At 64.5% G+C, this 21,880-nt stretch carries 21 protein-coding genes, 1 tRNA gene and 1 pseudogene; 12 read left to right on the top strand and 11 right to left on the bottom strand.

What is annotated here, in order from left to right; translation table 11 throughout:
• Nucleotides 1-22 precede the first annotated feature (22 nt).
• The 7 genes from EOD29_RS21585 to EOD29_RS21555 form a co-directional block, all read right to left on the bottom strand.
• Nucleotides 23-1,006: a complex I NDUFA9 subunit family protein gene (locus EOD29_RS21585; protein ID WP_095799180.1), complete on the bottom strand. Its 984-nt coding sequence runs from the start codon at nucleotides 1,004-1,006 to the stop codon at nucleotides 23-25.
• 147 nt (nucleotides 1,007-1,153) lie between these two features.
• Complete coding sequence (locus EOD29_RS21580; RefSeq protein WP_127247791.1) at nucleotides 1,154-1,606, bottom strand: DoxX family protein; 453 nt, start codon at nucleotides 1,604-1,606, stop codon at nucleotides 1,154-1,156.
• Between the two features lie 380 nt (nucleotides 1,607-1,986).
• Entirely contained in the window at nucleotides 1,987-2,988 is a 1,002-nt protein-coding gene (locus EOD29_RS21575; protein ID WP_095799181.1) for an Ldh family oxidoreductase, read from the bottom strand.
• A gap of 133 nt (nucleotides 2,989-3,121) precedes the next feature.
• On the bottom strand, nucleotides 3,122-3,931 hold the full coding sequence (locus tag EOD29_RS21570; protein ID WP_127247789.1) for an ABC transporter permease: 810 nt from the start codon (nucleotides 3,929-3,931) through the stop codon (nucleotides 3,122-3,124).
• Nucleotides 3,931-4,596 (bottom strand): ABC transporter permease subunit, encoded by a 666-nt coding sequence (locus tag EOD29_RS21565; protein ID WP_127247917.1) that lies wholly within the window; start codon nucleotides 4,594-4,596, stop codon nucleotides 3,931-3,933. The genes EOD29_RS21570 and EOD29_RS21565 overlap by 1 nt, the downstream gene beginning before the upstream one ends.
• Before the next feature lie 200 nt (nucleotides 4,597-4,796).
• Nucleotides 4,797-5,591, bottom strand: coding sequence for a transporter substrate-binding domain-containing protein (locus EOD29_RS21560; RefSeq protein WP_067324186.1), 795 nt, complete (start codon nucleotides 5,589-5,591; stop codon nucleotides 4,797-4,799).
• Between the two features lie 55 nt (nucleotides 5,592-5,646).
• Nucleotides 5,647-6,462 carry an ABC transporter ATP-binding protein gene (locus tag EOD29_RS21555; protein WP_127247788.1) on the bottom strand — a complete coding sequence of 272 codons (816 nt, stop codon included), beginning with the start codon at nucleotides 6,460-6,462 and terminating at the stop codon, nucleotides 5,647-5,649.
• Nucleotides 6,463-6,673: 211 nt separating this feature from the next.
• On the opposite strand from EOD29_RS21555, the gene EOD29_RS21550 reads away from it, so the two are divergent.
• From EOD29_RS21550 to EOD29_RS21535, 4 genes are all read left to right on the top strand, one after another.
• Nucleotides 6,674-7,546, top strand: a complete 873-nt coding sequence (locus EOD29_RS21550) for a dimethylarginine dimethylaminohydrolase family protein (protein WP_127247786.1) — start codon at nucleotides 6,674-6,676, stop codon at nucleotides 7,544-7,546.
• The gene (locus EOD29_RS21545) at nucleotides 7,516-8,187 is read left to right on the top strand and encodes a TetR family transcriptional regulator C-terminal domain-containing protein (protein WP_127247784.1); all 672 of its coding nucleotides are present in this window, start codon (nucleotides 7,516-7,518) and stop codon (nucleotides 8,185-8,187) included. The genes EOD29_RS21550 and EOD29_RS21545 overlap by 31 nt, the downstream gene beginning before the upstream one ends.
• 196 nt (nucleotides 8,188-8,383) lie before the next feature.
• Nucleotides 8,384-9,964, top strand: coding sequence for a 5-guanidino-2-oxopentanoate decarboxylase (locus EOD29_RS21540; RefSeq protein ID WP_127247782.1), 1,581 nt, complete (start codon nucleotides 8,384-8,386; stop codon nucleotides 9,962-9,964).
• Nucleotides 9,965-10,148: 184 nt separating this feature from the next.
• Nucleotides 10,149-10,856 carry an SDR family NAD(P)-dependent oxidoreductase gene (locus EOD29_RS21535; protein WP_127247780.1) on the top strand — a complete coding sequence of 236 codons (708 nt, stop codon included), beginning with the start codon at nucleotides 10,149-10,151 and terminating at the stop codon, nucleotides 10,854-10,856.
• A 71-nt stretch (nucleotides 10,857-10,927) separates the two neighbouring features.
• On the opposite strand, the gene rpsA is transcribed toward EOD29_RS21535, so the two are convergent.
• Both rpsA and EOD29_RS38025 read right to left on the bottom strand, forming a co-directional pair.
• Entirely contained in the window at nucleotides 10,928-12,625 is a 1,698-nt protein-coding gene (rpsA, locus tag EOD29_RS21530) for a 30S ribosomal protein S1 (protein WP_067003396.1), read from the bottom strand.
• Nucleotides 12,626-12,828: 203 nt separating this feature from the next.
• A pseudogene (locus tag EOD29_RS38025) lies at nucleotides 12,829-12,930 on the bottom strand (cytidylate kinase); the annotation flags it as partial.
• Nucleotides 12,931-13,026: 96 nt separating this feature from the next.
• On the opposite strand from EOD29_RS38025, the gene EOD29_RS21525 reads away from it, so the two are divergent.
• Nucleotides 13,027-13,917 carry a bile acid:sodium symporter family protein gene (locus tag EOD29_RS21525; RefSeq protein WP_067324191.1) on the top strand — a complete coding sequence of 297 codons (891 nt, stop codon included), beginning with the start codon at nucleotides 13,027-13,029 and terminating at the stop codon, nucleotides 13,915-13,917.
• A gap of 9 nt (nucleotides 13,918-13,926) precedes the next feature.
• On the opposite strand, the gene cmk is transcribed toward EOD29_RS21525, so the two are convergent.
• A complete protein-coding gene (gene cmk / locus EOD29_RS21520) occupies nucleotides 13,927-14,577 on the bottom strand; it encodes a (d)CMP kinase (protein WP_127247778.1) in 651 nt (216 codons plus the stop codon).
• Between the two features lie 257 nt (nucleotides 14,578-14,834).
• Nucleotides 14,835-16,193 carry a 3-phosphoshikimate 1-carboxyvinyltransferase gene (aroA, locus tag EOD29_RS21510; protein WP_127247776.1) on the bottom strand — a complete coding sequence of 453 codons (1,359 nt, stop codon included), beginning with the start codon at nucleotides 16,191-16,193 and terminating at the stop codon, nucleotides 14,835-14,837.
• A 194-nt stretch (nucleotides 16,194-16,387) separates the two neighbouring features.
• Here aroA and EOD29_RS21505 point away from each other — a divergent pair, with 194 nt between their 5' ends.
• The 7 genes from EOD29_RS21505 to EOD29_RS21475 all read left to right on the top strand — a co-directional run bounded on the left by EOD29_RS21505 (nucleotide 16,388) and on the right by EOD29_RS21475 (nucleotide 21,658).
• Entirely contained in the window at nucleotides 16,388-16,783 is a 396-nt protein-coding gene (locus EOD29_RS21505) for a TIGR02300 family protein (protein WP_067003406.1), read from the top strand.
• Nucleotides 16,784-16,959: 176 nt separating this feature from the next.
• A tRNA-Ala gene (locus EOD29_RS21500) sits at nucleotides 16,960-17,035 on the top strand.
• 129 nt (nucleotides 17,036-17,164) lie between these two features.
• The gene (locus EOD29_RS21495) at nucleotides 17,165-17,515 is read left to right on the top strand and encodes a hypothetical protein (RefSeq protein WP_245460529.1); all 351 of its coding nucleotides are present in this window, start codon (nucleotides 17,165-17,167) and stop codon (nucleotides 17,513-17,515) included.
• Between the two features lie 62 nt (nucleotides 17,516-17,577).
• The gene (locus EOD29_RS21490) at nucleotides 17,578-18,294 is read left to right on the top strand and encodes a DUF2161 family putative PD-(D/E)XK-type phosphodiesterase (RefSeq protein WP_127247774.1); all 717 of its coding nucleotides are present in this window, start codon (nucleotides 17,578-17,580) and stop codon (nucleotides 18,292-18,294) included.
• A gap of 130 nt (nucleotides 18,295-18,424) precedes the next feature.
• The gene (locus EOD29_RS21485; RefSeq protein ID WP_127239464.1) at nucleotides 18,425-19,156 is read left to right on the top strand and encodes a FadR/GntR family transcriptional regulator; all 732 of its coding nucleotides are present in this window, start codon (nucleotides 18,425-18,427) and stop codon (nucleotides 19,154-19,156) included.
• The gene (locus EOD29_RS21480; protein ID WP_127239463.1) at nucleotides 19,153-20,355 is read left to right on the top strand and encodes a PLP-dependent transferase; all 1,203 of its coding nucleotides are present in this window, start codon (nucleotides 19,153-19,155) and stop codon (nucleotides 20,353-20,355) included. Before EOD29_RS21485 ends, EOD29_RS21480 begins: the two co-directional genes overlap by 4 nt.
• A gap of 25 nt (nucleotides 20,356-20,380) precedes the next feature.
• Nucleotides 20,381-21,658, top strand: a complete 1,278-nt coding sequence (locus tag EOD29_RS21475) for a sugar ABC transporter substrate-binding protein (RefSeq protein WP_095824418.1) — start codon at nucleotides 20,381-20,383, stop codon at nucleotides 21,656-21,658.
• Nucleotides 21,659-21,880 lie beyond the last annotated feature (222 nt).

Below are 21,880 nucleotides of genomic sequence, written 5' to 3'. Positions count from 1 at the left end.
AACGGGTCCCGATCGGAACAGTCTACCGGTCGGCGATCGGCCGGCGCTGCTGGAACTGGCCGGCGGCGCGGAAGCGCCAGAGATAGCTCGGCAGGATCGCGGCGATCGCCTGCGGCTGGATGCCGAGGCCATTGATCGTTCTGTTCGCCTGGGCGGCGGCTTCGGAGACGACGTTGTGCTCGCGCAGCTGCAGCACCTGGTCCTTGGTCAGCAGCGGATTGGGCAACAGCTGCAGGATCGAGGCTTGGATATTGGCCATCCACCACGGCACCGGCACCAGGAGGCGTCTGCGGTCGATAACGGCGAGCAGCTCCTGCATGCATTCCTTGAAGGTCAACACCTGCGGGCCGCCGAGCTCATAGGTCTGGCCACGCTCGACCTTGCCGTCGACCGAGCGTGCCACCGCCTCGGCAACGTCGCCGACATAGATCGGCTGGAATTTCGTCTCCCCGCCGCCGATCAGCGGCAGCACGGGCGAGAAGCGCGCCATGTTGGCGAAGCGGTTGAAGAAGGCGTCCTCGGGTCCGAAATTGATCGAGGGCCGCAAGACGACGGCGTCGGGCACCGTCTCGAACACTGCTTTCTCGCCGAGAGCCTTGGTGCGGGCATATCCCGACGGCGAGTTGAGGTCGGCGCCGAGCGCCGATATATGGGTGAGGCCGGCGCCGACCGATCGCGCGGCCTCGGCGACGGCGCGCGCGCCGAACTCGTGCACGGAGCCGAATTTCTGCCGGCCGCTCTCATGCAGTATGGCGACGAGGTTGACGACGTGGTCGGCGCCCTGAACGGCGCGGTCGACCGACCAGCGCACGCGCACATTGGCCTGCACCGGCTGGATCTGGCCGACATTGCCGAGCGGCTGCACATGGCCGGCAAGGTCGGGCCGCCGGCAGGCGACCCGGATGCGATAGCCGCGCTTGGCGAGCGCGCGAACGACATGACGGCCGACGAATCCCGAGCCGCCGAACACGACGACGAGCTTGGGGGTCTGCAGGATTTCGGTCATGGCTGGCTCCGCGCGCAAAAGCTTGGCTGAGCCGCTTCTTAATCCGTTTCGCGTCAAAGGCAAAGAGCGCCGCCGCCTTGTTTTTTAGTAATTCCAGGAAAGTGTGGAGCGGTTTTCCGTGCCGAATTGCGTCAGGGTAAAAGCCGCTCAGAACGCCCGGCCGATGCGCGCGTCGACCGAATGCCGGTTGCCGCCTCGGATGACGAAGAAGGCGAGGATTGCCGCCCAGAGCAGCGACTTTTCCGCGCCCGAAAAGCCCTGGCCCATGGTGACCCAGTGGAACCATACCGTGACCAGAAGCACGATCAGGCCGGCGAAAGCGGCCGGGCGGGTGACGAGGCCGATGGCAATCAAAATGCCGCCGAAGAATTCGGTGCAGGCGAGCAGCGGCGACCAGAAGACGCCAGGATAGAAGCCCAGACCTTCGACCATTTCCGTGGCGCCAAACGGATTGACGATCTCCTGCGAGCCATGAATGGCGAGGAACGCCCCGGCAACGGCGCGCAGCAGCGTTTCGGCCGCATTGTTCAGCGTCGCATAGAGTCCGCCTAGGGCCGGAACGATAAGCCTTGGTCTGGACGTGTCGGTGCTGGCGAACATGCGGTCTCCTTTTTGCTGATTTGACGGACGCAAAGGCGTCCACTCCGTCAAAGAGAATAAACCTGACGAACTTTCGCATGTTTTATTGCCGCAGTGAGAAACAGAAAACCCCGCCGAGGCGGGGTTTTCCGGGCAGTGAGCGCACCGAAACAGGGTCCAACGAGGCGGCCTGACCTGAGACGGTATCAAGGCGGCGTGAAGCAAGCACGCCCGCCCCGGCCCTGGACGCCCGGCGCGACGGCCGCCAATCGCAAGCCGCGACCCAAGCCACCCTTTTGCGGCTTGCGATGTGGGGTGCCGCTGATGGGTCGCTGCCGGGCTAAGAAAGGTTCAAAGCGGCGCGAAGCAAATGCGCGCCTTGTTGCCTGGCGATGCCTCGATCAGGCCGAGTAGCGTTCGGCGAATTCGGAAATGCGCTGCACGACCGCCTTCGGGATATCGACACCGCGCGCCGTCGCCTTTTCAGCGGCCTCTGCCCGGGCACGGCCGGGGATGTGCACGCCGTAGCGCCGCCGCAGCCGGTCGAGCTGGTCCTTCATGCGCTGCTCAAAATCCGGATCGACCAATTTGGGCTCGATAGCGAGCACGAAGAGCCCGGTTCCGGGGCTGTCCGGCCCGCCGGAGAACCAGGGTGCGTCGAGCGACCAGTTGGCGCCGGAAATCCCCGCCGCCAGCACCTCGACCATAAGCGCGATGTTGGCGCCGCGCTGGCCGCCGAAGGCGAGCATCGCGCCCTTCATCGCCGCCGCCGGATCGGTGGTCGGGTTGCCGCTGGCATCGAGTGCCCAGCCCTCGGGGATCTTCCTTCCGTCTTCCGCCGCCTTGCGGATGTTGACGAAGGCGGTGGCGCTCGACGATTGGTCGATCACCAACGGCGGCCCGTCCGCGGCAGGCGCGGCAAAGGACATCGGGTTGGTGCAGTAGACCGGCTTGACCGAGCCCGAGCCTGCAAGCACCGCCGGCCCGTTGGTGGCGGCGAACGAGACCAGCCCCTGCGCTGCCAGCCGTCCGGTGAAATAGCCGAGCGCGCCGCAGGTATAGGCGTTCCTCTGGGAGAAGATGGCGACGCCGAAAAGCCTCGCTGCCTTGACGAGGTCATCGATAGTGCGGTCGAAGCCGGTATGGGCAAGTCCGCCGCGCGCATCGGAGAGGTAGGCGGCCAGCGCCGGCCGGGTGACGACCGGATCGGCATTGCCGTCGATGCGGCCGTCCTCGATCGCCTCCAGATAGTCGATGAAATGCGACAGGCCGACCGCCGACAGGCCTTCTGCTTCCGCCGCGATGATCGAGGCAACCAGCGACTGCGTCGCTTCTTCATTGGCGCCGGCGCCGAGCGCCGCCATGCGGCAGAGCCCTGTTGCCTGGTCGAGAGTGAGTTGCATCGGAGCCGTCCTGAGGGAGTAAGGGAATAAGGGAGTAGGGGGAAATTGTGGAGCAAATAGCGAATGGGGATGGAAATGTGAATGCGGATCGTGGCTGAACACTCCCCTATTCCCCTATTCCCCTATTCCCCTACTAACCGATCTTGACCGGAATCCGGGCCTCGATGCGGCTGAAGATGAGAACCAGGATGCCGGTGATGGTCATGTAGATCAGCGCCAGCAGCAGCAAGGGCTCGTAGGTGAGATAAGTGTCCTGCCGCACCTTGGACGAGACGGCGAAGATATCGATGACGCTGATCGTCGCCACCAGCGGCGTCGACTTGAGCTGCAGCACGGTTTCGCCGGTCAGTGTCGGAAGCGCGCGGAAGAAGGCCTGCGGCAGCCAGATGCGGCGGAAGATCTTGAAGCGGCTCATGCCGAAGGCGCGCGCGGCTTCCAGCTGCCCTTTCGGCACGCCGGCGAAGGCGCCGCGCATCACCTCGCCTTCATAGCCGGCAAATGACAAGGTCAACGCCAATACGCCGTAGGGCCAGGCTTGCCTGAGATAGAGCCACATCCAGGACTCGCGGATCCATGGATATTGCGGAAAAAGCGATCCCAGCCCGTAGTAGAGCAGCCACAGTTGCAGCAGCAGCGGCGTACCGCGGATGATGGTGCAGAAGATCTTGGCCGGTGCGGCGAGCCAGAACGGCCCACCGGCCTGCGCCAGCCCAAGCGGTACGGCCAGTATAAAGCCCAGCGCGCAGGTCACGACGAGGATCCACAGCGACCGCCAGATGCCGAGCAGCCCCATCTGCCAATATTGCGGCAGCCAGTCCCAGCGCATGAAGAAGGCCGCGCAGAGGACCAATCCCAGCGCGATTAGGATCAGCACGATGCGGTGCGGCTTCAGCCAGAGCGAGGCACGCGCCGCCATGTTGATCGCGGTCGCTTCGGCCGACATCAGCGCGCCTCCTTGACGGAAGGCATGCCGCGCCGCGACCAGGCCTCGACGCGGCCGATGATCACGTTGGAAAACAGCGTCAGCGCCAGATAAAGCGCGCCGGCAGCAAGATAGAAGACCAGATAGGCCTTGGTGACGCCGGCCGCCTGACGCGTCGCCAGCGTCAGTTCGAAGAAGCCAACGACGGCAAGCAACGCGGTGTCCTTGGTGGCGATCAGCCAGAGATTGGCAAGGCCGGGAATGGCGAAAGGCAGCATTGCCGGCAATGTTATGCGCCTCAACATCAGGCCGGGCGGCATGCCATAGGCGCGGGCGGCCTCGATCTGGCCTTGTGGGATGGACAGGATGGCGCCGCGGATGACTTCCGTCGAATAGGCGCCCTGCACGACGCCAAGGACAAAAATGCCGGCGGCCAGCCCGCTGATGTCGACGCGCTGGTAACCCATCGCGGTCAGCAGCTGATTGATGAGATCGGTGCCGGCGTAATAGAGCAGCAGGATCAGCACCAGTTCCGGCACGGCGCGCACCACCGTGGTGTAGACGGCGAGCAGATCGCGCGTCACCGGTCCGCCGTAAAGCTTGCCCCAGGCGCCGCCGGTGCCGATCAAAAGGCCAAGGCAGGTGGCGCCGATGGCGATCTCGATCGAATGCAGCAATCCGACCAGCAGGGTGCCGCCCCAGCCGGGCGGCACGGGCGACAGGAGCTCGATGATGCCGGCCGCCGAGGCCGGAAGAAAGGCATTGATCAGCTTCGCCCCCGAATTGCTGGCAGCCGCCGACCGCAGCGTTCAGCGGCGGGCATGCGTGGCAAGGTTTGGGCCAAGGGGCATGGCGCTGGCCATGCCCCCAACATCAAAAGGAGGCGTCAGTTCGACTGCGTGGCGCCGCCATAGATGTCGAAGTCGAAGTATTTCTTCGAGATCTCATCGTACTTACCGTTGGCGCGGATGGCCTTGATGCCGGCGTTGATCTTTTCCTTGAGCGCGGTGTCTTCCTTGCGCACGCCGGCGCCGACGCCCGGTCCCAGCACCTCGTCGTCCGGCGCGACCATGCCCTTCAGATCGCAGCAGGCCTTGCCCTGGTCCGTCTTGAGGAATTCGCCGAGCGCGATGGAGTCGGCCTGCACCGCATCGAGACGGCCGGCGGCGAGATCGTTGTTGGCCTCGTCCTGCGTCTGGTATTCCTTGATCTCCTGCGCGCCGGTGAAGTGCTTCTTGGCGTAGACGGCATGCACGGTCGACACCTGAACGCCGATCACCTTGCCTTTAAGATCGTCCGGCGTGGCGCCGAACTTCTGATCCTTCGGTCCGATGATTGCTGTCGGCGTGTTGTAGTACTTATCCGAGAAGTCGATCGTCTTCTTGCGCTCGTCGGTGATCGACATCGAGGAGACGATGAGGTCGATCTTCTTGGTGGTGAGCGCCGGAATGATGCCGTCCCAGGCAACGGGCGTGATGACGCAGTCGAGCTTCTCCTCGGCGCAGACGGCGTCGATGAAATCGATCTCCCAGCCGACCCACTTGCCCGTCGCATCCGGCGAGGTGAACGGCGGGTAGGGCTCGGCGGCGACGCCGATCTTGACCTGATCGGCCTTGGCCACGCCCATCGCGGCGACGCCGAACAGCAGCGCCGCGGCGAAGGTCTTGAGAACAGTCTTCATTTCAGGACTCCCAGTTTGTTGTCGTTCCCGGTTTTCGCTCCGCTTGACGCCGGCCCTAGCCGACATTGCGGAGGAATTGCTTGAGCCTTTCGGATTTCGGCGCGCCGAACAGCTGTTCCGGCGGGCCTTCTTCCTCGACCAGCCCGTTGTAGAGGTAGACGACATGGGTCGCGACCTCGCGGGCGAATTTCATTTCATGCGTCACCAGCACCATGGTGCGCCCCTCGCGCGCCAGGTCGCCGATCACCTTCAGCACCTCGCCGACCAGTTCCGGATCGAGCGCGGAGGTCGGCTCGTCGAACAGCATGACGCGCGGATTGATCGCCAGCGCCCTGGCGATCGCGGCGCGCTGCTGCTGGCCGCCCGACAGGAATGCCGGGTAGACGTCACGCTTCTCCGCCAGCCCGACCCGGGCGAGCAGCTTCTCGGCCTGGGCGATCGCCTCGTCGCGCTTGACGCCGAGCACGTGCACCGGAACCTCGATGACGTTCTCGATCAGCGTCATGTGGCTCCACAGGTTGAAGTTTTGGAACACCATGCCGAGTCTCGAGCGGATGCGCTCGATCTGCTTGCGGTCGGCAGGAACCGTATGGCCGTGGCTCTCGGCCTTCAGCTTGATCTCCTCGCCATTGACACGGATGATGCCGCTGGTCGGGTTTTCCAGGCAGTTGATGCAGCGCAGCAGCGTCGACTTGCCGGAGCCCGAGCCGCCGATGATGGCGATCACCTCGCCGTCGCGCGCCGACAGCGAAACGCCCTTCAGCACATGCAACTGGCCGAACTTCTTGTGCAGGTTCTCGACATGGATGGCTTCGGCGGCGCCGCTCTGCGCTTGGCCGGCTGGGACTGCGGCGGCTTCCACCGCGCTCACCGGGTAACCTCTATGGGGGCGACGGCAGTTCGTCGAACGTCCATCCGGCTCATCAACATACGCTGTACTGTCCCGCTCCTCACTTCAGCATGGACCCGGCAGCGCGAGCCCGTCAATCCCGTTCATTACGGCACTTGCGACCTTGTTGCGCAAGTGTATAAATAGCCGTTCATGAAATTTTTTCGGTTTTTTTCATCTTAAAAGGGCATTGATGAGCGCTTTCGGATCACAATCCATGGCGGCGCCACTGCGGCGCGTGCTCATGCGGTCGGCGGCGAACGCCATGCGCGACGCCGACAGAGCTCAATGGCACTATGGCCCCGGGTTCAACCCGGCGAAGGCAGCGTCGCAGCACGCGGCCCTTGCTGAACTGGTCGCGGCTTCCGGCGCCGAAATCGAATGGATCGAGGACAAGGCCGACGGCCTTTCGGATTCGTTGTTCACGCACGACCCATCGCTGATGACCGAGCACGGTGCGCTGATCCTGTCCATGGGCAAGCCATTGCGCGCCAGGGAACCCTCTCTGCATGAGGAAACCTACAGAGGGCTGGGTATTCCGATCCTCGGCCGCGTCGAGGCTCCTGGCCAGGTCGAAGGCGGTGATTGCGTATGGGTGGATGCCCGCACGCTGGCGATCGGGCGCGGGGTCCGCTCCAACCAGGAAGGCATCCAGCAGGTTTCGAACCTGCTGACGCCGCTGGGAATTTCCGTCTACGGTTTTGATCTGCCGCTGTGGCAGGGGGAAGAGGCGTGCCTGCATCTGATGTCGGTGATCAGCCCGCTGGCCGACGATCTCGCGCTGGTCTATTCGCCGCTGTTGCCGGCTCCGTTCTATCAGATGCTGAAGGCGCGCGGCATCAGGCTGGTCGAAGGCGACGCCGGAGAATTCGCCGCTTCCAACGGCCTCAGCCTGAACGTGCTGCCGACCAGCCCGCACAAGGTCATTGCCGTTGCGGGCTTTCCCAAGACCAAAGCCGCGATGGAGGCCGCCGGCTGCACGGTTGAGATTTTCGAGGCGGATGCGCTCTGTATCGCCTGCGAAGGCGGGCCGACATGCCTGACGCGGCCGATCCTGCGCCGATGACGGCGCGCCGCAAGTTCCGTCGCGAGGGCGAGGAGCGGCGGCGGCAGGATCTGATCGAAGCGACTCTGGACTGCGTGGCGGAATATGGCCTGCAGGGCGCCACTTTGCGCACCATCGCATTGCGTGCCGGCGTCACCGCCGGCCTGATCCGGCACTATTTCCCCGGCAAGGAAGAATTGCTGCAGGGGGCCTATACGGCGCTGGTCGGCCGCATGACCGAGCAGGCGAAAGCGGCATTGGTCATGGAAGAGGCGTCGCCTCGCCAACGCCTTGCCGCTTTCGTCACCGCCAATCTCAGCGCGCCGATCATCGACCAGCGGGTGTTTTCGCTCTGGGCGACCTTCATCGGCCGTGCCGGTGCGGATCCGACGCTCGCCCGCGCTCACCGCGAAGGCTATCTTGGCTTTCGTAACGAGGTGGAAGCGGTCGTCGCCGAGGTGCTCGCCGCCGAACAGCGCGAACCGGACGCAAGTCAGCTTCGCCGTCATGCCATCGCCATCAATGCGATCATCGACGGGCTTTGGATCGAAGGCTGCCTGGCCGGTGAGATGTTCTCGCCCGGCGAGTTGGCGGCGATTGGCATCAAGGCTGTCGAGGCCGAACTCGGCCTCGCGCCGCTGAAGCATGATTCCGAAAAGTAGGAACGAGTTTTCGGAGAAAGATCATGCTCAACAAAGGTTAGATCGGGAAGGCAATTCAACGAAACGCCATCACGGTCTAGAGCAATTCCAGGAAAAGGTGAGGAGCGGTTTCCCGTCCGGAATTGCGTAACAAACAAAGAGATAGAGCGGATCACTGTTTCCGTTAACAGTGATCCTCTCCAAAGGGAGAAAACCAATGACCACGCTCGGCGAAGCGCTCATAACCTTGCTCGAGGCGCATGGCGTCGACACCGTCTTCGGCATTCCGGGCGTGCATACGGTCGAGCTTTATCGCGGCCTGGCGCGTTCGAATATCCGCCACATCACGCCGCGCCACGAGCAGGGCGCCGGCTTCATGGCCGACGGCTACGCCCGCGCCGGCGGCCGGCCGGGCGTGGCTTTCGTCATCACCGGGCCCGGCCTCACCAACACCATCACCGCGATGGGCCAGGCGCGCGCCGATTCGGTGCCGATGCTGGTGATCTCCGGTGTCAATGCCACCGATACGCTCGGCAAGGGTTTGGGCTTCCTGCACGAACTGCCGGACCAGCGCGGCATGATGGAGAAGGTGGCGCTGTCTTCCGAGCGTGTCACCGAGGCCGAGGAACTGCCGGGTGCGCTCGCCCGAGCCTTCGCCGTCTTCTCCTCGTCGCGGCCGGGTCCGGTTCACATCGAGATCCCGACAAACGTCATGGTGAAGCCCGCCGAGGGGCTCGCGCCGGTGCTCGGCAACGCCGCGCCGCCCGCTCCGGACGCGGCGGCTGTTGCCGAGGCTGCGAGGTTGATCAAGGCGGCTCGCCGTCCGCTGATTCTTGCCGGTGGCGGTGCCAAGAAAGCCGACGCGGCGCTGACGCGTTTCGCCGAAGCGCTCGGCGCGCCGGTGGTCGAGACCGCCAATGCGCGCGGCCTGCTGCATGGCCACCCGCTCTTGGTGCCCGCAAGCCCAAGCCTCAAGGCGGTGCGCGCGATGATGGCGGACGCCGATCTGGTGATCGCCGCCGGCACCGAATTCGGCCCCACCGACTATGACGGCTACGGCGATGGCGGCTTCGTGCTGCCGCCGAGCCTCATCCGCATCGATATCGGCGCCGACCAGCTCGCGCGCCGTCCGGTGACGGTTGGCATCCACGCCGATTGTGCCGAGGCGCTTTCTGCCCTGCTGGCTGCACTCGGCGCCGCTCATGTCGCCGCGAAAGACGGCGAAGCCCGCGCTGCCGCAGGGCGAGAGGCCGCTCTGGCGGAGCTGCGGCCGGACTACCTGGCGCAACTGCGCGCGGTGGAGACGATCCGTGACGCGCTGCCCGGCGCCATCATCGTCGGCGACTCGACGCAACCGATCTACGCCGCCAACCTCTATTACGACCACGACCGTCCGGCCGGCTGGTTCAATGCCGCGACCGGTTTCGGCGCGCTGGGCTACGGTCCGCCGGCGGCGATCGGTGCCGCCCTTGCCGTGCCCGAAGCGCCGGTCGTGTGCCTCACCGGCGACGGCGGCTTCCAGTTCACCTTGCCGGAGCTCGGCGCGGCGCTCGACGCCGAGGCGCCGGTGATCTTCGTCGTCTGGAACAATCGCGGCTATCGCGAGATCGAGACCTCGATGCTTGATGCCGGCGTCGAGCCGGTCGGCGTGTCGCCGGCACCGCCGGATTTCTGCAAGCTCGCCGAGGCCTACGGCATCGAAGCCGAGCGGCTGACAGGGGTCGGTGACCTGGCCGGTGCGCTGAAGCGCGCGCGGGCGGGCGGCAAGCCGCGGGTTATAGAAATCACCGTCGATTGAGGCTCCTGGCGATCGTCCCATCCGGCCGAGACGCGGCCCGCGTCACGTCACGCGGCTGCGTGTCGACGCATGCAAAGACGGGACGCCTGCCATGTCGATATTTCAATTGAGTGACAACGCGAAAGGCGCGACGTTCGAGGCTGGGGCGGCATAACCATAAGAATACGACAGGAGCAGTCGAAATATGACGGAAACGCTTAACGGCAGGCATGTCGTGGTGACGGGCGGCACCGGGGCGCTCGGCGGCGCGGTTGTCGGCAGGTTGCTGGAGCAGGGCGCGATTTGCCACGTGCCCAATGCGCATGCCGCGGCTCCGCCGCATTTTCCCTACGCGGCTCACGCCAGCGTCCATCTGGCACACAATGTCGACCTGTCGGACTCCGCCAAGGTCGAGGCCTTCTACCATCAGGTTCCGGAGCTTTGGGCTTCGATCCATCTTGCCGGCGGTTTCACCATGGCGCCGGTCGAAAAGATCGAGACGGCATCCTTTGTCGAGATGATGGACACCAATGCGCGGACCACCTTCCTTTGCAGCCGCGCCGCGGTGCGCTCGATGCTGACGTCGGGCACCGCGGGGCGCATCGTCAACGTCAGCGCGCGCGCCGGGCTTGAGCCCAGGCGCGGCGCCGGAATGGTCGCCTACGCCGCGAGCAAGGCGGCGGTCGCCGCGATGACCCAGGCGATGGCCGAGGAGCTGAAGCACAAGGGCATCCTGGTCAATGCGGTCGCGCCCTCGACGCTCGACACGCCCGCCACCCGCGCCGACATGCCCGACGCCGATTTCACCAAATGGGTCAGCCTCGAGGCCGCCGCCGAGGCGATCGCCTATCTCGCTTCGCCCGCCAATCAGGCGATGAGCGGCACGCTGGTGCCGCTCTATGGGCGAGCCTGACCTCATAGATCAAAGTGCAATGAAAAACCCCGCCGGATCGCTCCGGCGGGGTTTTTGCTTTCGGCAAAGGATTAGTTGCCCTGCTTCTTCAGCGCCGCGCCCAGGATGTCTCCCAGCGAGGCGCCGGAGTCGGTCGAGCCGTACTGGGCGACCGCTTCCTTCTCCTCGGCGATTTCCAGCGCCTTGATCGAGACCTGCAGCTTGCGGGTCTTCTTGTCGAAGGCGATGACGCGGGCGTCGACCTTCTGGCCGACGGTGAAGCGCTCGGGGCGCTGCTCGTCGCGGTCACGGGAAAGGTCCGAACGCTTGATGAAGGTATCGAGGCCGCTGTCGACCAGCCGTACTTCCAGACCGCCATCCTTCACCGCGGTGACCTCGCAGGTAACGACGGCGTTCTTGCGCAGCTCGCCGCTGCTCGCCGCCTCGCCGACCGTGTCGCGGGCCAGCTGCTTGATGCCGAGCGAGATGCGCTCCTTCTCGATGTCGACGTCGAGCACCTGCGCCTTGACCATGTCGCCGCGATTGTACTCTTCGATCACCTGCTCGCCCGGACGTGTCCAGTCGAGGTCGGAGAGGTGCACCATGCCGTCCACGTCGCCTTCCAGGCCGATGAACAGGCCGAACTCGGTCTTGTTCTTGACCTCGCCCTCGACCTGGCTGCCGACCGGATGGTTGCGCGCGAAGGCTTCCCACGGGTTCTCCAGCGTCTGCTTGAGACCGAGCGAGATGCGGCGCTTGGCCGGATCGACCTCGAGCACCACCACGTCGACTTCCTGCGTCGTCGACAGGATCTTGCCGGGATGCACGTTCTTCTTCGTCCACGACATTTCCGAAACGTGGATGAGGCCCTCGATGCCCGGCTCCAGCTCGACGAACGCGCCGTAGTCGGTGATGTTGGTGACGGTGCCCTTGATCTTCTTGCCGATCGGGAACTTGGTGCCGATATCCGACCACGGATCGCTCTCGAGCTGCTTCATGCCGAGCGAAATGCGATGGGTTTCCTGGTTGATGCGGATGATCTGCACCTTGACCGTCTGGCCGATGTTGAGGATCTCGGTCGGATGGTTGACGCGGCGCCATGCCATGTCGGTGACATGCAGCAGGCCGTCGATGCCGCCGAGGTCGACGAACGCACCGTAGTCGGTGATGTTCTTGACCACGCCCTCGACCACCTGGCCTTCCTCGAGGTTCTGCACGATTTCCGAACGCTGTTCGGCGCGGCTCTCCTCGAGCACGGTGCGGCGCGACACCACGATGTTGCCGCGGCGGCGATCCATCTTGAGGATCTCGAAGGGCTGCGGGTTGTGCATCAGCGGCGAGACGTCGCGGATCGGACGGATGTCGACCTGGCTGCGCGGCAGGAACGCCACGGCGCCGTCGAGATCGACGGTGAAGCCGCCCTTGACCTGGTTGAAGATGACGCCTTCGACGCGCTCACCCTTGGTGAACTTCTCTTCGAGGCGCACCCAGCTCTCCTCGCGGCGGGCCTTCTCGCGCGACAGCATGGCCTCGCCAAGCGCGTTCTCGATGCGCTCGACATAGACCTCGACGGTGTCGCCGACCTTGAGGGAGGAATCCTTGCCCTTGGCGCCGAATTCCTTCAGCGGCACGCGGCCTTCGACCTTGAGGCCGACATCGATGATGGCCATGTCCTTTTCGATCGCGGTGATCGTGCCCCGGACAACCTGGCCCTCGCCGGAATGGCCGGCGGTGAATGATTCTTCGAGCATGCTCGCGAAATCATCGCGAGTGGGATTTGCAGCTGACATTGTTTCTCCTGGAATGCTTCGCACAACAAGCGAAGCGGGCGCCGTGGGTTAGCGTTGCGTGAGCCTGCCGGCGTTCCGGGCTGAAGAGCCCTCGGCCGCTTAAGCGGCAAGTCCGGCGCATAGAGAATGCTGGCAGGCTGGTTCGTGCCCGATATGGGTATTTTCATCGCCTCCGGCAACGGAAAACACGAGGAAAACCCTGATCAGGCCTTGTTTCTCTTGGCCAGCAGTCTTTGATGGTTAGCCATGGCCGCCAGAAACGCGGTCTCTATAGACACTTCGCCGGTGTCAGGCAAGTGCGCGTCGCGGCGGTGCGCGTGCTCCGCCCGAATGTTTTTGCGATTACGCGTTCGCGGTTGCAGTTCTTCTTGCCGACATGGATGGTCACGGGGAGCATCACTATGCAGTCAAGCGCCACTTTCAACATCTTCCTGCCAGTTGCCCTCGTCATCATCATGCTGGGGCTTGGCCTGTCGCTCAAGCTCCAGGACTTCTTGCAGGTGGTGCTGCGACCGAAGGCCCTCCTGGTGGCTCTTATCGTGCAGATACTGGTTCTTCCCGTCCTTTGCTTCGGCATCGTGTCGGTTTCGGCTTTGCCGCCTGCCATGGCGGTCGGCATGATGCTGCTCGCGGCCAGTCCCGGCGCCCCGTCCGCGGTCCTCTTCACTCACCTTGCCAAGGGCGATACGGCGCTCAGCCTGACGCTGACGGCGATCAGCTCAATGGTGGCGCTGGTGTCGGTGCCATTGATCACCAATTTTTCGCTGCTGCATTTCTATGGCGCCGGGCACGTCATCCCGCTGCCGATCGAGAAATTCCTGCAGTTCTTTGCCGTTGTGCTTGTCCCGGTTTCGATCGGAGTTGCCGTCCGGCACCGCTACACGGCCTTGGCCGAGCGCCTGGAGGGGCCCGTCAAGCTACTGGCGACGCTTTTTCTTGCGGCGGTCGTTATTTTTGCCGTCGTCGATCAGCGGCAGGTCATCGTGACCTGGGGGCCCATTGTCGGCTTTGCCGCCTTTGCCTTCAACGTGGTGAGCATGGCGCTCGGCTACGCCGTTCCGTCGCTGCTGCGCCTGGAAAGGCGGCAGGCGGTCGCCATCACCATGGCAACGGCCATCCACAACGCCGCGTTCGTTATAGCCTTGGCGCTTAGCGAATATCTCCTCAACAACGCCGAAATGGCGATCCCGCCAGCGCTTTACGCCTTGATTGCCTATGTCACCGCGGCGGTTTTCGTAGCCGTCGTGAGCAGGTCAGGCAGACATGCGATCGAAGGCACGATCCGGTCGTGATAGCCAAGCTCAGGCGAGGTCTTTCGCGGCCATGGCTCGGTCAACGATTGCCATGGCCGCCAGAAACGCGGCCTCGATTGCCATGTCGCTGGTGTCGAGCAAGTACGCGTCCGCCGCCGGCTTGAGCGGCGAGTCGGCACGGCCCATATCGCGCTCGTCGCGGCGCTCGATGTCGGCGAGGATCGTGGCAAAATCGGCGCTGCCGCCCATGCTCTCGATCTCGGCCAGCCGGCGCCTTCCCCGCACTTCAGCGCTCGCTGTGACATAGAGCTTGATATCGGCGTCGGGACACACGACCGTGCCGATGTCGCGGCCATCGAGCACCGCGCCCGGCGGCGCCTTGGCGAACTCGCGCTGCTTGTCGACCAGGATGCGCCGGACCGACGGAATGACGGCGACCTTTGAGGCGGCCTCGCCTACCGCATGCGCCGAAAGCACCGTGCGGTCGAGGTTCGAAAGGTCGACTTGGCGTGCCGCGGTTTCCGCCGCCGAGACATTGTCGAGCGGCAGGCCGAGCTCGAGCAGCTTATGGGCGACGGCGCGATAGGTGAGGCCGGTATCGAGCAGGTTCAGCCGGTAATGATCGGCGAGCCGGCGGGCGAGTGTGCCCTTGCCGGCGCCGGCGGGGCCGTCGATTGCGATGGTGAAGGGGTGAGTCATGGGTCGGCCGACGTAGTCGTAGAGCGCGATGAATATGACAAGCGCCGCGATCCTTCACACCCCCCTCTGTCCTGCCGGACATCTCCCCCGCAAGGGGGGAGATTGGCAGTTCCGATACCGGCGCATTCCGTCTGGCGTCGGAGATTGGCGAAAGCCTGCGCGACATCTGATCTCCCCCCTTGCGGGGGAGATGTCCGGCCGGAAAAAGCGGGGTGCTGTTCCAGCTGCATCTCGGTTCGGCTCCAACCCATCGCCCGTCACTCGATCTCGGCGCCGAGCCCCTTCATCAGCCCCATGAATTCCGGAAAGCTGGTCGCGACCATGTTGGCGTCGTCGGTGGTCACCGGCTTTTCCGTCGCCAGCCCCATCACCAGAAAACTCATGGCGATGCGGTGGTCGAGATGCGTCTTCACCGCCGTGTCCGGCCCGTTGGGATGAGCGCCCAGGCCCTTGCCGCCGGGCTTGCCGCGCACGGCAAGCGAGGCTTCGCCCTCGCTGCAGTCGACGCCGTTGAGCTTCAGCCCGTTGGCCACCGCCGACAACCGGTCGGATTCCTTGACGCGCAATTCCTCCAGACCCTGCATCAGCGTCTCGCCTTCGGCGAAAACAGCGGCAACCGCCAGCACCGGATATTCGTCGATCATCGACGGCGCCCGCTCCGGCGGCACCACGACACCTTTGAGGTCGGAGGAGCGCACGCGCAGGTCCGCCACGTCCTCGCCGCCGGCATTGCGGGGGTTGAGGATGTCGATGCGGCCGCCCATCTCCTGCAATGTGAGGAGCAGCCCGGTGCGGGTCGGGTTCATCAGCACGTTCTCGATCACGATATCCGAGCCCGGCACGATGAGCGCCGCCACCAGCGGGAAGCCGGCCGAGGACGGGTCGCCGGGCACGGCGATGGTCTGCCCCGTCAGCTTGCCCTGGCCTTCGATGAAGATGTGGCGCACGCCGCGCTCGTCGGTCTCGACGGTGAGGTTGGCGCCGAAGCCTTTCAGCATCTTTTCGGTGTGATCGCGCGTCATCACCGGCTCGATCACGGTCGTGATGCCGGGCGTGTTGAGCCCGGCAAGCAGCACCGCCGACTTCACCTGTGCCGAGGCCATCGGCACGCGATAGGTGATGGGCGCGGCGTGTTTCGGGCCGCGCAGCGTGATCGGCATGCGGTCGCCGGGCGCCGCCTTCAGCACCTGCACGCCCATCTGCCGCAGCGGCTCCAGCACCCGGCCCATCGGCCGGCCGGAGAGCGAGGCGTCGCCGATGAAGGTCGTCTCCATGTCGTAGGTGCCGACCAGGCCCATGGTGAGCCGCGAGCCGGTGCCGGCATTGCCGAAATCGAGCGGGCCTTCCGGCTCGAGCAGCGCGCCGTTGCCGGTGCCGCGGATCACCCATTCGGCGCCCTTCTTTTCGATATGCGCGCCCATCGCCTTCATGGCCGCGCCCGTGCGCATCACGTCCTCGCCTTCCAGCAGGCCGGTGATGCGCGTCTCGCCGGAAGCCAGGCCGCCGAACATGAAGGAGCGGTGCGAGATCGACTTGTCGCCGGGCACCCGCGCCGTGCCGGCAAGGGCAGGGGATTTGCGGGCCGTAGCCGGCTTCGGGGCGGCAGCGTGAGACATTGTCTGTTCCAAATGCGGGCGCCGGCGGGCCGGCTCAATTCGTCGTGTTGCGGCGGTCTCGTATCACGGCACGCCGCAATGGTCATCCCCTCACGCGGGCCTTCGAATGCAAGGTTTTGCGATGCCGGCTTTTGGCTTTGACAGCGCGGAAAACTGCGGTTAAGGGGACCATTCTTTTTTTGACGAGGCTTGCTGTGGCAAAACCTGAACTTGGCACAAAACGTGTCGACCCCGAAACGGGGCGGAAATTCTACGATCTGAACAAGGACCCGATCGTCTCGCCCTACACCGGCAAGAGCTATCCGCGCTCCTATTTCGAGGAAGGCAAGATTTCCGCGATCGAGGACGATGAGGACGTCGCCGACAAGGAAGTCGACTCCGAGGAGGAAGAAGGCGCCGAAATCGTCTCGCTCGAAGATGCGGACGAGGAGACCAAGGGCGGCGGCGACGATCTGCCCGATCTCGGCGACGACGAGGATGATGTCGATCTCGGTGACGATGACGATGACACCTTCCTTGCCGACGAGGAAGAAGAGGACGACGACGTTTCCGATATGATCGGCGTCGGCGACGACGAGGACGAGGTCTGATTTCGGCCCCGGCGCGATTGTTTGCCGGCCATTTTGACCTGTGACGAAAAAGCGGCTTTTCAAGGCTTGATCTTGACCGAAGGCGGCGCTAGAAGCCGCCAGCACTAAACGACGGCGCGGTGCCCAACTGCGCCGGATCTCTTCGCCGGAAACGGCGCCGGCTGACTGCCGGGAGTGGGGCCATAGCTCAGTTGGGAGAGCGCTTGAATGGCATTCAAGAGGTCGTCGGTTCGATTCCGATTGGCTCCACCAAACAGTCTTTCTGTGATGCTCGGTTTCGCGGCATTGGCGCTTGTCGCTTGTGAATCGGTATCCGAGGCCCCGCCTCCTCCTCAACCTGCCCCGGCTGCTGTCGCGGCTCCCGCTGTCCCGGACACTGCGGTGCTCGACCAAACCGTGGCGATCACGCCTCCGGGCAAGAGTGTCCCCGCCCGATATGCGGCGTTTTCAGGCATTTGGGCGGGACAGCTGGATGGCACCTTTGAAGGCAAGCTGGCCGTGCTGACCGTTTCACCGGCCGGGCAGGTGACGGTCAGCTACGCGTGGGGCGATATGGCCGACAACAAGCCGGGGATCGCCGACGGCGCCGGCAGGATCGCCGGGAACACATTAAAGCTTGGACGCCTGCCGAACGGCGCAGACATCACGTTTACGATGCAGCCTGACGGAACGCTTGCCGGCACCTACACGCTTGCCGGCCAGACCTATAGGGGCCAGTTCGCCAAGCAATAGCGGCGGGCGGTCGCGTCGCCTTCTGCCGTGTCGGCCGGGCTCGAATCGGCTATGCCTCTCCCATGCAGGAAACGTCCCTCTATGCACCGGTGAAGCGGTTCCTCGAGAGCCTCGACTTCACCGTCAAAGGCGAGGTCGGCGGCTGCGACATCGTCGGGTTGCGCGAAGGCGAGCCGCCCGTGGTCGTCATCTGCGAGCTGAAGCTGCAGTTCAATCTCGAGCTCGTTCTGCAAGGCGTCGATCGGGCGGCGGCCTGCGACGAGGTCTGGCTCGCCGCGCGGATGTCGGCGCGCGGCAAGGGCCGCGAGCACGATCGACGTTTTCGCGCGCTCTGCCGCCGGCTCGGCTTCGGCCTGCTCGCGGTCGATGGGAAAGGCAAGGTCGAGTTGCTGCTCAGCCCGGCCGCCGTGCCGCCGCGGCGCGACCCGAAGCGGCGCTCGCGGCTGGTCGAGGAGCATCACCGCCGCAAGGGCGATCCGTCCATCGGCGGCAGCACGCGGCAAAAGCCGATCATGACCGCATACCGCCAGGAAGCAATTGCCTGCGCCGCCGCCATGGCCGACGGCCCGAAGCGGCCGCGCGATTTGAAACTCGTTGCCCCCCGCGCGGCCAGCATCCTGCTGCACAACTATTATGGCTGGTTCGCCAGGGCCGAGCGCGGCATCTACGCTCTGACCGAACTCGGGCAGGCTGCCTTGCAGTCGCAAGGGGTCCTCGACGGTCCGCCGCAGGTCGCTCCGTTTCAAGTCGAGCAACTTGGAGCGAAGCTCGGCGCGTGAGCGGCTGACGCCGCTCGCGCAGTGTCGGCTACCGATCGAAATCGTCGAATCGCACCATGCGTGGTTGACTCACCTCTTCGTTCATGCAGAAATTGGTTGGACCATTGAACCACTTTCGGAATTCACCAGCGTGACCGACCCTCTCCCGCCGATCCAGACGACGGCCCGCGATGATGCGGTCCTGAAGGCGTTGGCCGGCTTCGTGCGGCAGGAGGCGTTGGGTCCCGGTGAAAAACTGCCGACCGAGCGCATCCTGGCCGAGCGCCTTAAGGTCAGCCGCAACACGGTTCGCGAGGCACTCACCCGCTGGGAGGGGCTGGGCCTCGTAGAGCGGCGCCAGGGCAGCGGCACTTACCTCAAGGCGGCGGTTTCGCCCGACATGCTGCACATGCCGCTGACCCTTGCCGGCGGCAACGACTTTGCCGGCCTGATGCGCACCCTGGAGATCCGCCGCGCGCTGGAGGCCGAGGCCGCCGCTCTTTGCGCCGTCCGCGCCGGCAAGGCTGAGGTCGCCGAGATCGAAAGCAAGCTCGACATCATGGAAGAAGCCTTCCACAGCCGCGCCGGCATGTCGTCGGAGGAAGACTGGGAGTTCCACCAGTCGGTCTACCGCGCCTCCGGCAATCCGCTGTTCGAGCAGATCATCAGCGCCATGCACGAGCTGTTCCACCGCTTCTGGGAGCATCCGCTCGGCGTGCGCGATTTCGGCCATGCCAGCTTTCCCTATCACCGCACCATCTTCGACCGCATCGCCGCGCACGACCCGGAGGGAGCCCGGGCCGAAGCGCTGAAGCTCATCGCTACTGTCGAAAACGACCTCAAGCGCGGCGCCGCCAACCTCAAGCTTTTGGACCGCAAATGAACGAGCATCCCACAGGGTTCGACCCGGCTTCTTTGGCCAGCGACTATCTCGGCGAGGCGGCGACTCTTCTCGCGCATGACGATCCGTTCCCCGGCGGCGCTGTGGTGCCGCCGATCTACCAGACATCGCTCTTCACCTTCGACAATTACGCCGACATGGCCGACACCTTTGCCGGCAGGAGAAGGCAGCCGATCTATTCGCGCGGCGACAACCCAACGGTGATGGAATTCGAGGCGCGTGTTGCGGCCTTGGAAGGCGCGGAAGCCGCGCGGGGCTTCTCCAGCGGCATGGCGGCTATCAGCGCCACCGTGCTCGCCTTCGTCGGCGCCGGCGAGCGGATCGTTGCCGTACGCAACTGCTATGGCGACGCTTACCGCCTGTTCGAGCGCCTGTTCCCGCGCTTGCAAATCAAGGTCGACTATGTCGACGGCTCGGACCCCGATGCGGTGGCGGCAGCACTTCCCGGCGCCAAGCTGCTCTACCTCGAAAGCCCGACCTCGATGATGTTCGAGCTGCAGGACATTGAGCACCTGACGCGGCTGGCAAAGGGTGAGGGCATCGTCACCACCATCGACAATTCCTGGGCGACGCCCGTCTTCCAGAAGCCGATTTCGCATGGTGTCGATCTGGTGCTGCACTCGGCCTCGAAATATCTCGGCGGCCACAGCGACACCGTCGCCGGGGTGGTGGCGGGCTCGGCCGCGCATATCAAGCACATTAACGAGCAGACCTATTCATCGCTTGGCGGCAAGCTGTCGCCTTTCGAGGGCTGGCTTCTGCTGCGCGGCCTGCGCACGCTGCCGCTGCGGTTGCCGCATCATATGAAGAGCGGTCTCACGCTCGCCGAGCGGCTGAAGGCGCATGGCAAGGTCGAGCGGGTCAACCATCCCGCCTACTCCAATCATCCCGGCAAGAAGACGCTTGCCGGCTATGCCGGGCTGTTCTCTTTCGAGGTCGCGGAGGATGTCGACATTCCGGCTTTCATCGACGCGCTGAAGCTGTTCCGCATCGGCGTCAGCTGGGGCGGCCATGAAAGCCTGGTCGTGCCCGCCAAGGCCTCGCTCGAGCAGACGCCGGGTCTCAATTCGATGGCGCGCTTCGGCGTCAGCCCCCGAACCATCCGCTTCAACGTCGGATTGGAGAATGTCGAGGATCTTTGGGCCGACATCGCCCAGGCCTTCGACAAGGCAAAAAAATAAGGTGTTCAAAATGGGAGTTCCGAACATGAAAAGACTGACAATCCTGCTTGCCGCCGCTGCCGGCCTCGCGATTTCCGCCGGGGCCGCGCTGGCCGACACCACCATCAAGATGGTCGAGGTCATCACCAGCCCGCCGCGCACCGAATTCCTGAAGAAGCAGATCGCCGAATTCGAGCAGGCCAATCCCGGGATCAAGGTCGAGCTCGTCTCGCTGCCCTGGGGCCAGGCGTTCGAGAAGTTTCTCACCATGGTTCAGGCCGGCGACACGCCCGACGTGGTCGAGATGCCGGAGCGCTGGATGGGCCTCTATGCCAACAACGGCCAGCTCGAGGATCTCGGCCCCTACATGGCCAAATGGGACGACGCCAAGACGCTCGGCGACCGGGCCAAGCAGTTCGGCTCGACAGTCAACAACACCCAGTTCATGATCCCTTACGGCTACTATGTGAACGCGCTGTTCTGGAACAAGAAGCTGTTCAAGGAAGCGGGTCTTGACCGTCCGCCGGAAAACCTCGACGAGTTCGTCGAGTTCTCCAAAAAGATCTCCGCCATCCCCGGCAAATACGGCTATTGCCTGCGCGGCGGGCCCGGCGCCTTCAACGGCATGCACATGTTCATGAACATCGCCAACGGCAAGGGGGGCTACTTCACCGAGGACGGCACTTCGACCATCAACGAGGAGGGCTCGGTCAAGGGGCTGCAGATGCTGGCCGACATGTACAAGAACGGCCTGGCGCCGAAGGATTCCGTGAGCTGGGGCTTCAACGAGACGGTGACCGGCTTCTATTCCGGCACCTGCGCCATGCTCAACCAGGATCCGGACGCGCTGCTCGGCATCGCCGACAAGATGAGCGCCGACGACTTTGCGGTCGCGCCGCTGCCGGTCGGCCCGAGCGGCAAATCCTATCCGACGCTGGGCTATGCCGGCTGGGCGATGTTCGCCAATTCGCAGCACAAGGACGAAGCCTGGAAGCTGATGGCGACGCTGCTGTCGCCCAAGGACAATCTGGAATGGGCCAAGGAAGTCGGCGTCGTCCCGATCCACAACGGCGCCGATCAGGACGCCCACTTCAAGACCGAGCAGTTCAAGGGCTGGTTCACCGAGCTCAACGACAGCTCGAAATATGAAATGGTGACGCCGCCGACCCATCTGGAAAACCTCGGCAACTTCGTCGACCAGGTGGCGATCAAGAACTTCCAGGAAGTGCTGCTTGGCCAGAAGCCGGCCAAGCAGGTGGCCGACGAGTGGGCGGCGTTCCTGACCAAGGAGCAGCAGGCCTGGCTAGCCAAGAACAAGAAGTGACCTTTCTTCCTTCTCCCCGCTTGCGGGGAGAAGGTGTCACCCGATGAATGTCGCCCAAAAGTGCGAAGCGGTTTTGGGAGAACGACATTCACGGACAAGTGACGGATGAGGGCAGCGCCGAATCCTGAAAGTCGCCTCCGCTCCTCATCTGCCTGCCCTCCTCCGCAGCAGCTGCGCTGCAGCTACGGAGGGTGAACCGGCGTCTTCTCCCCGTGAACGGGG

Origin of the sequence: Mesorhizobium sp. M1A.T.Ca.IN.004.03.1.1, from assembly GCF_003997555.1 — a bacterium.
Lineage (GTDB): Bacteria > Pseudomonadota > Alphaproteobacteria > Rhizobiales > Rhizobiaceae > Mesorhizobium.
Note: the sequence above shows the minus strand (reverse complement) of the source record. Positions and strands in the feature narration are given on the sequence as shown.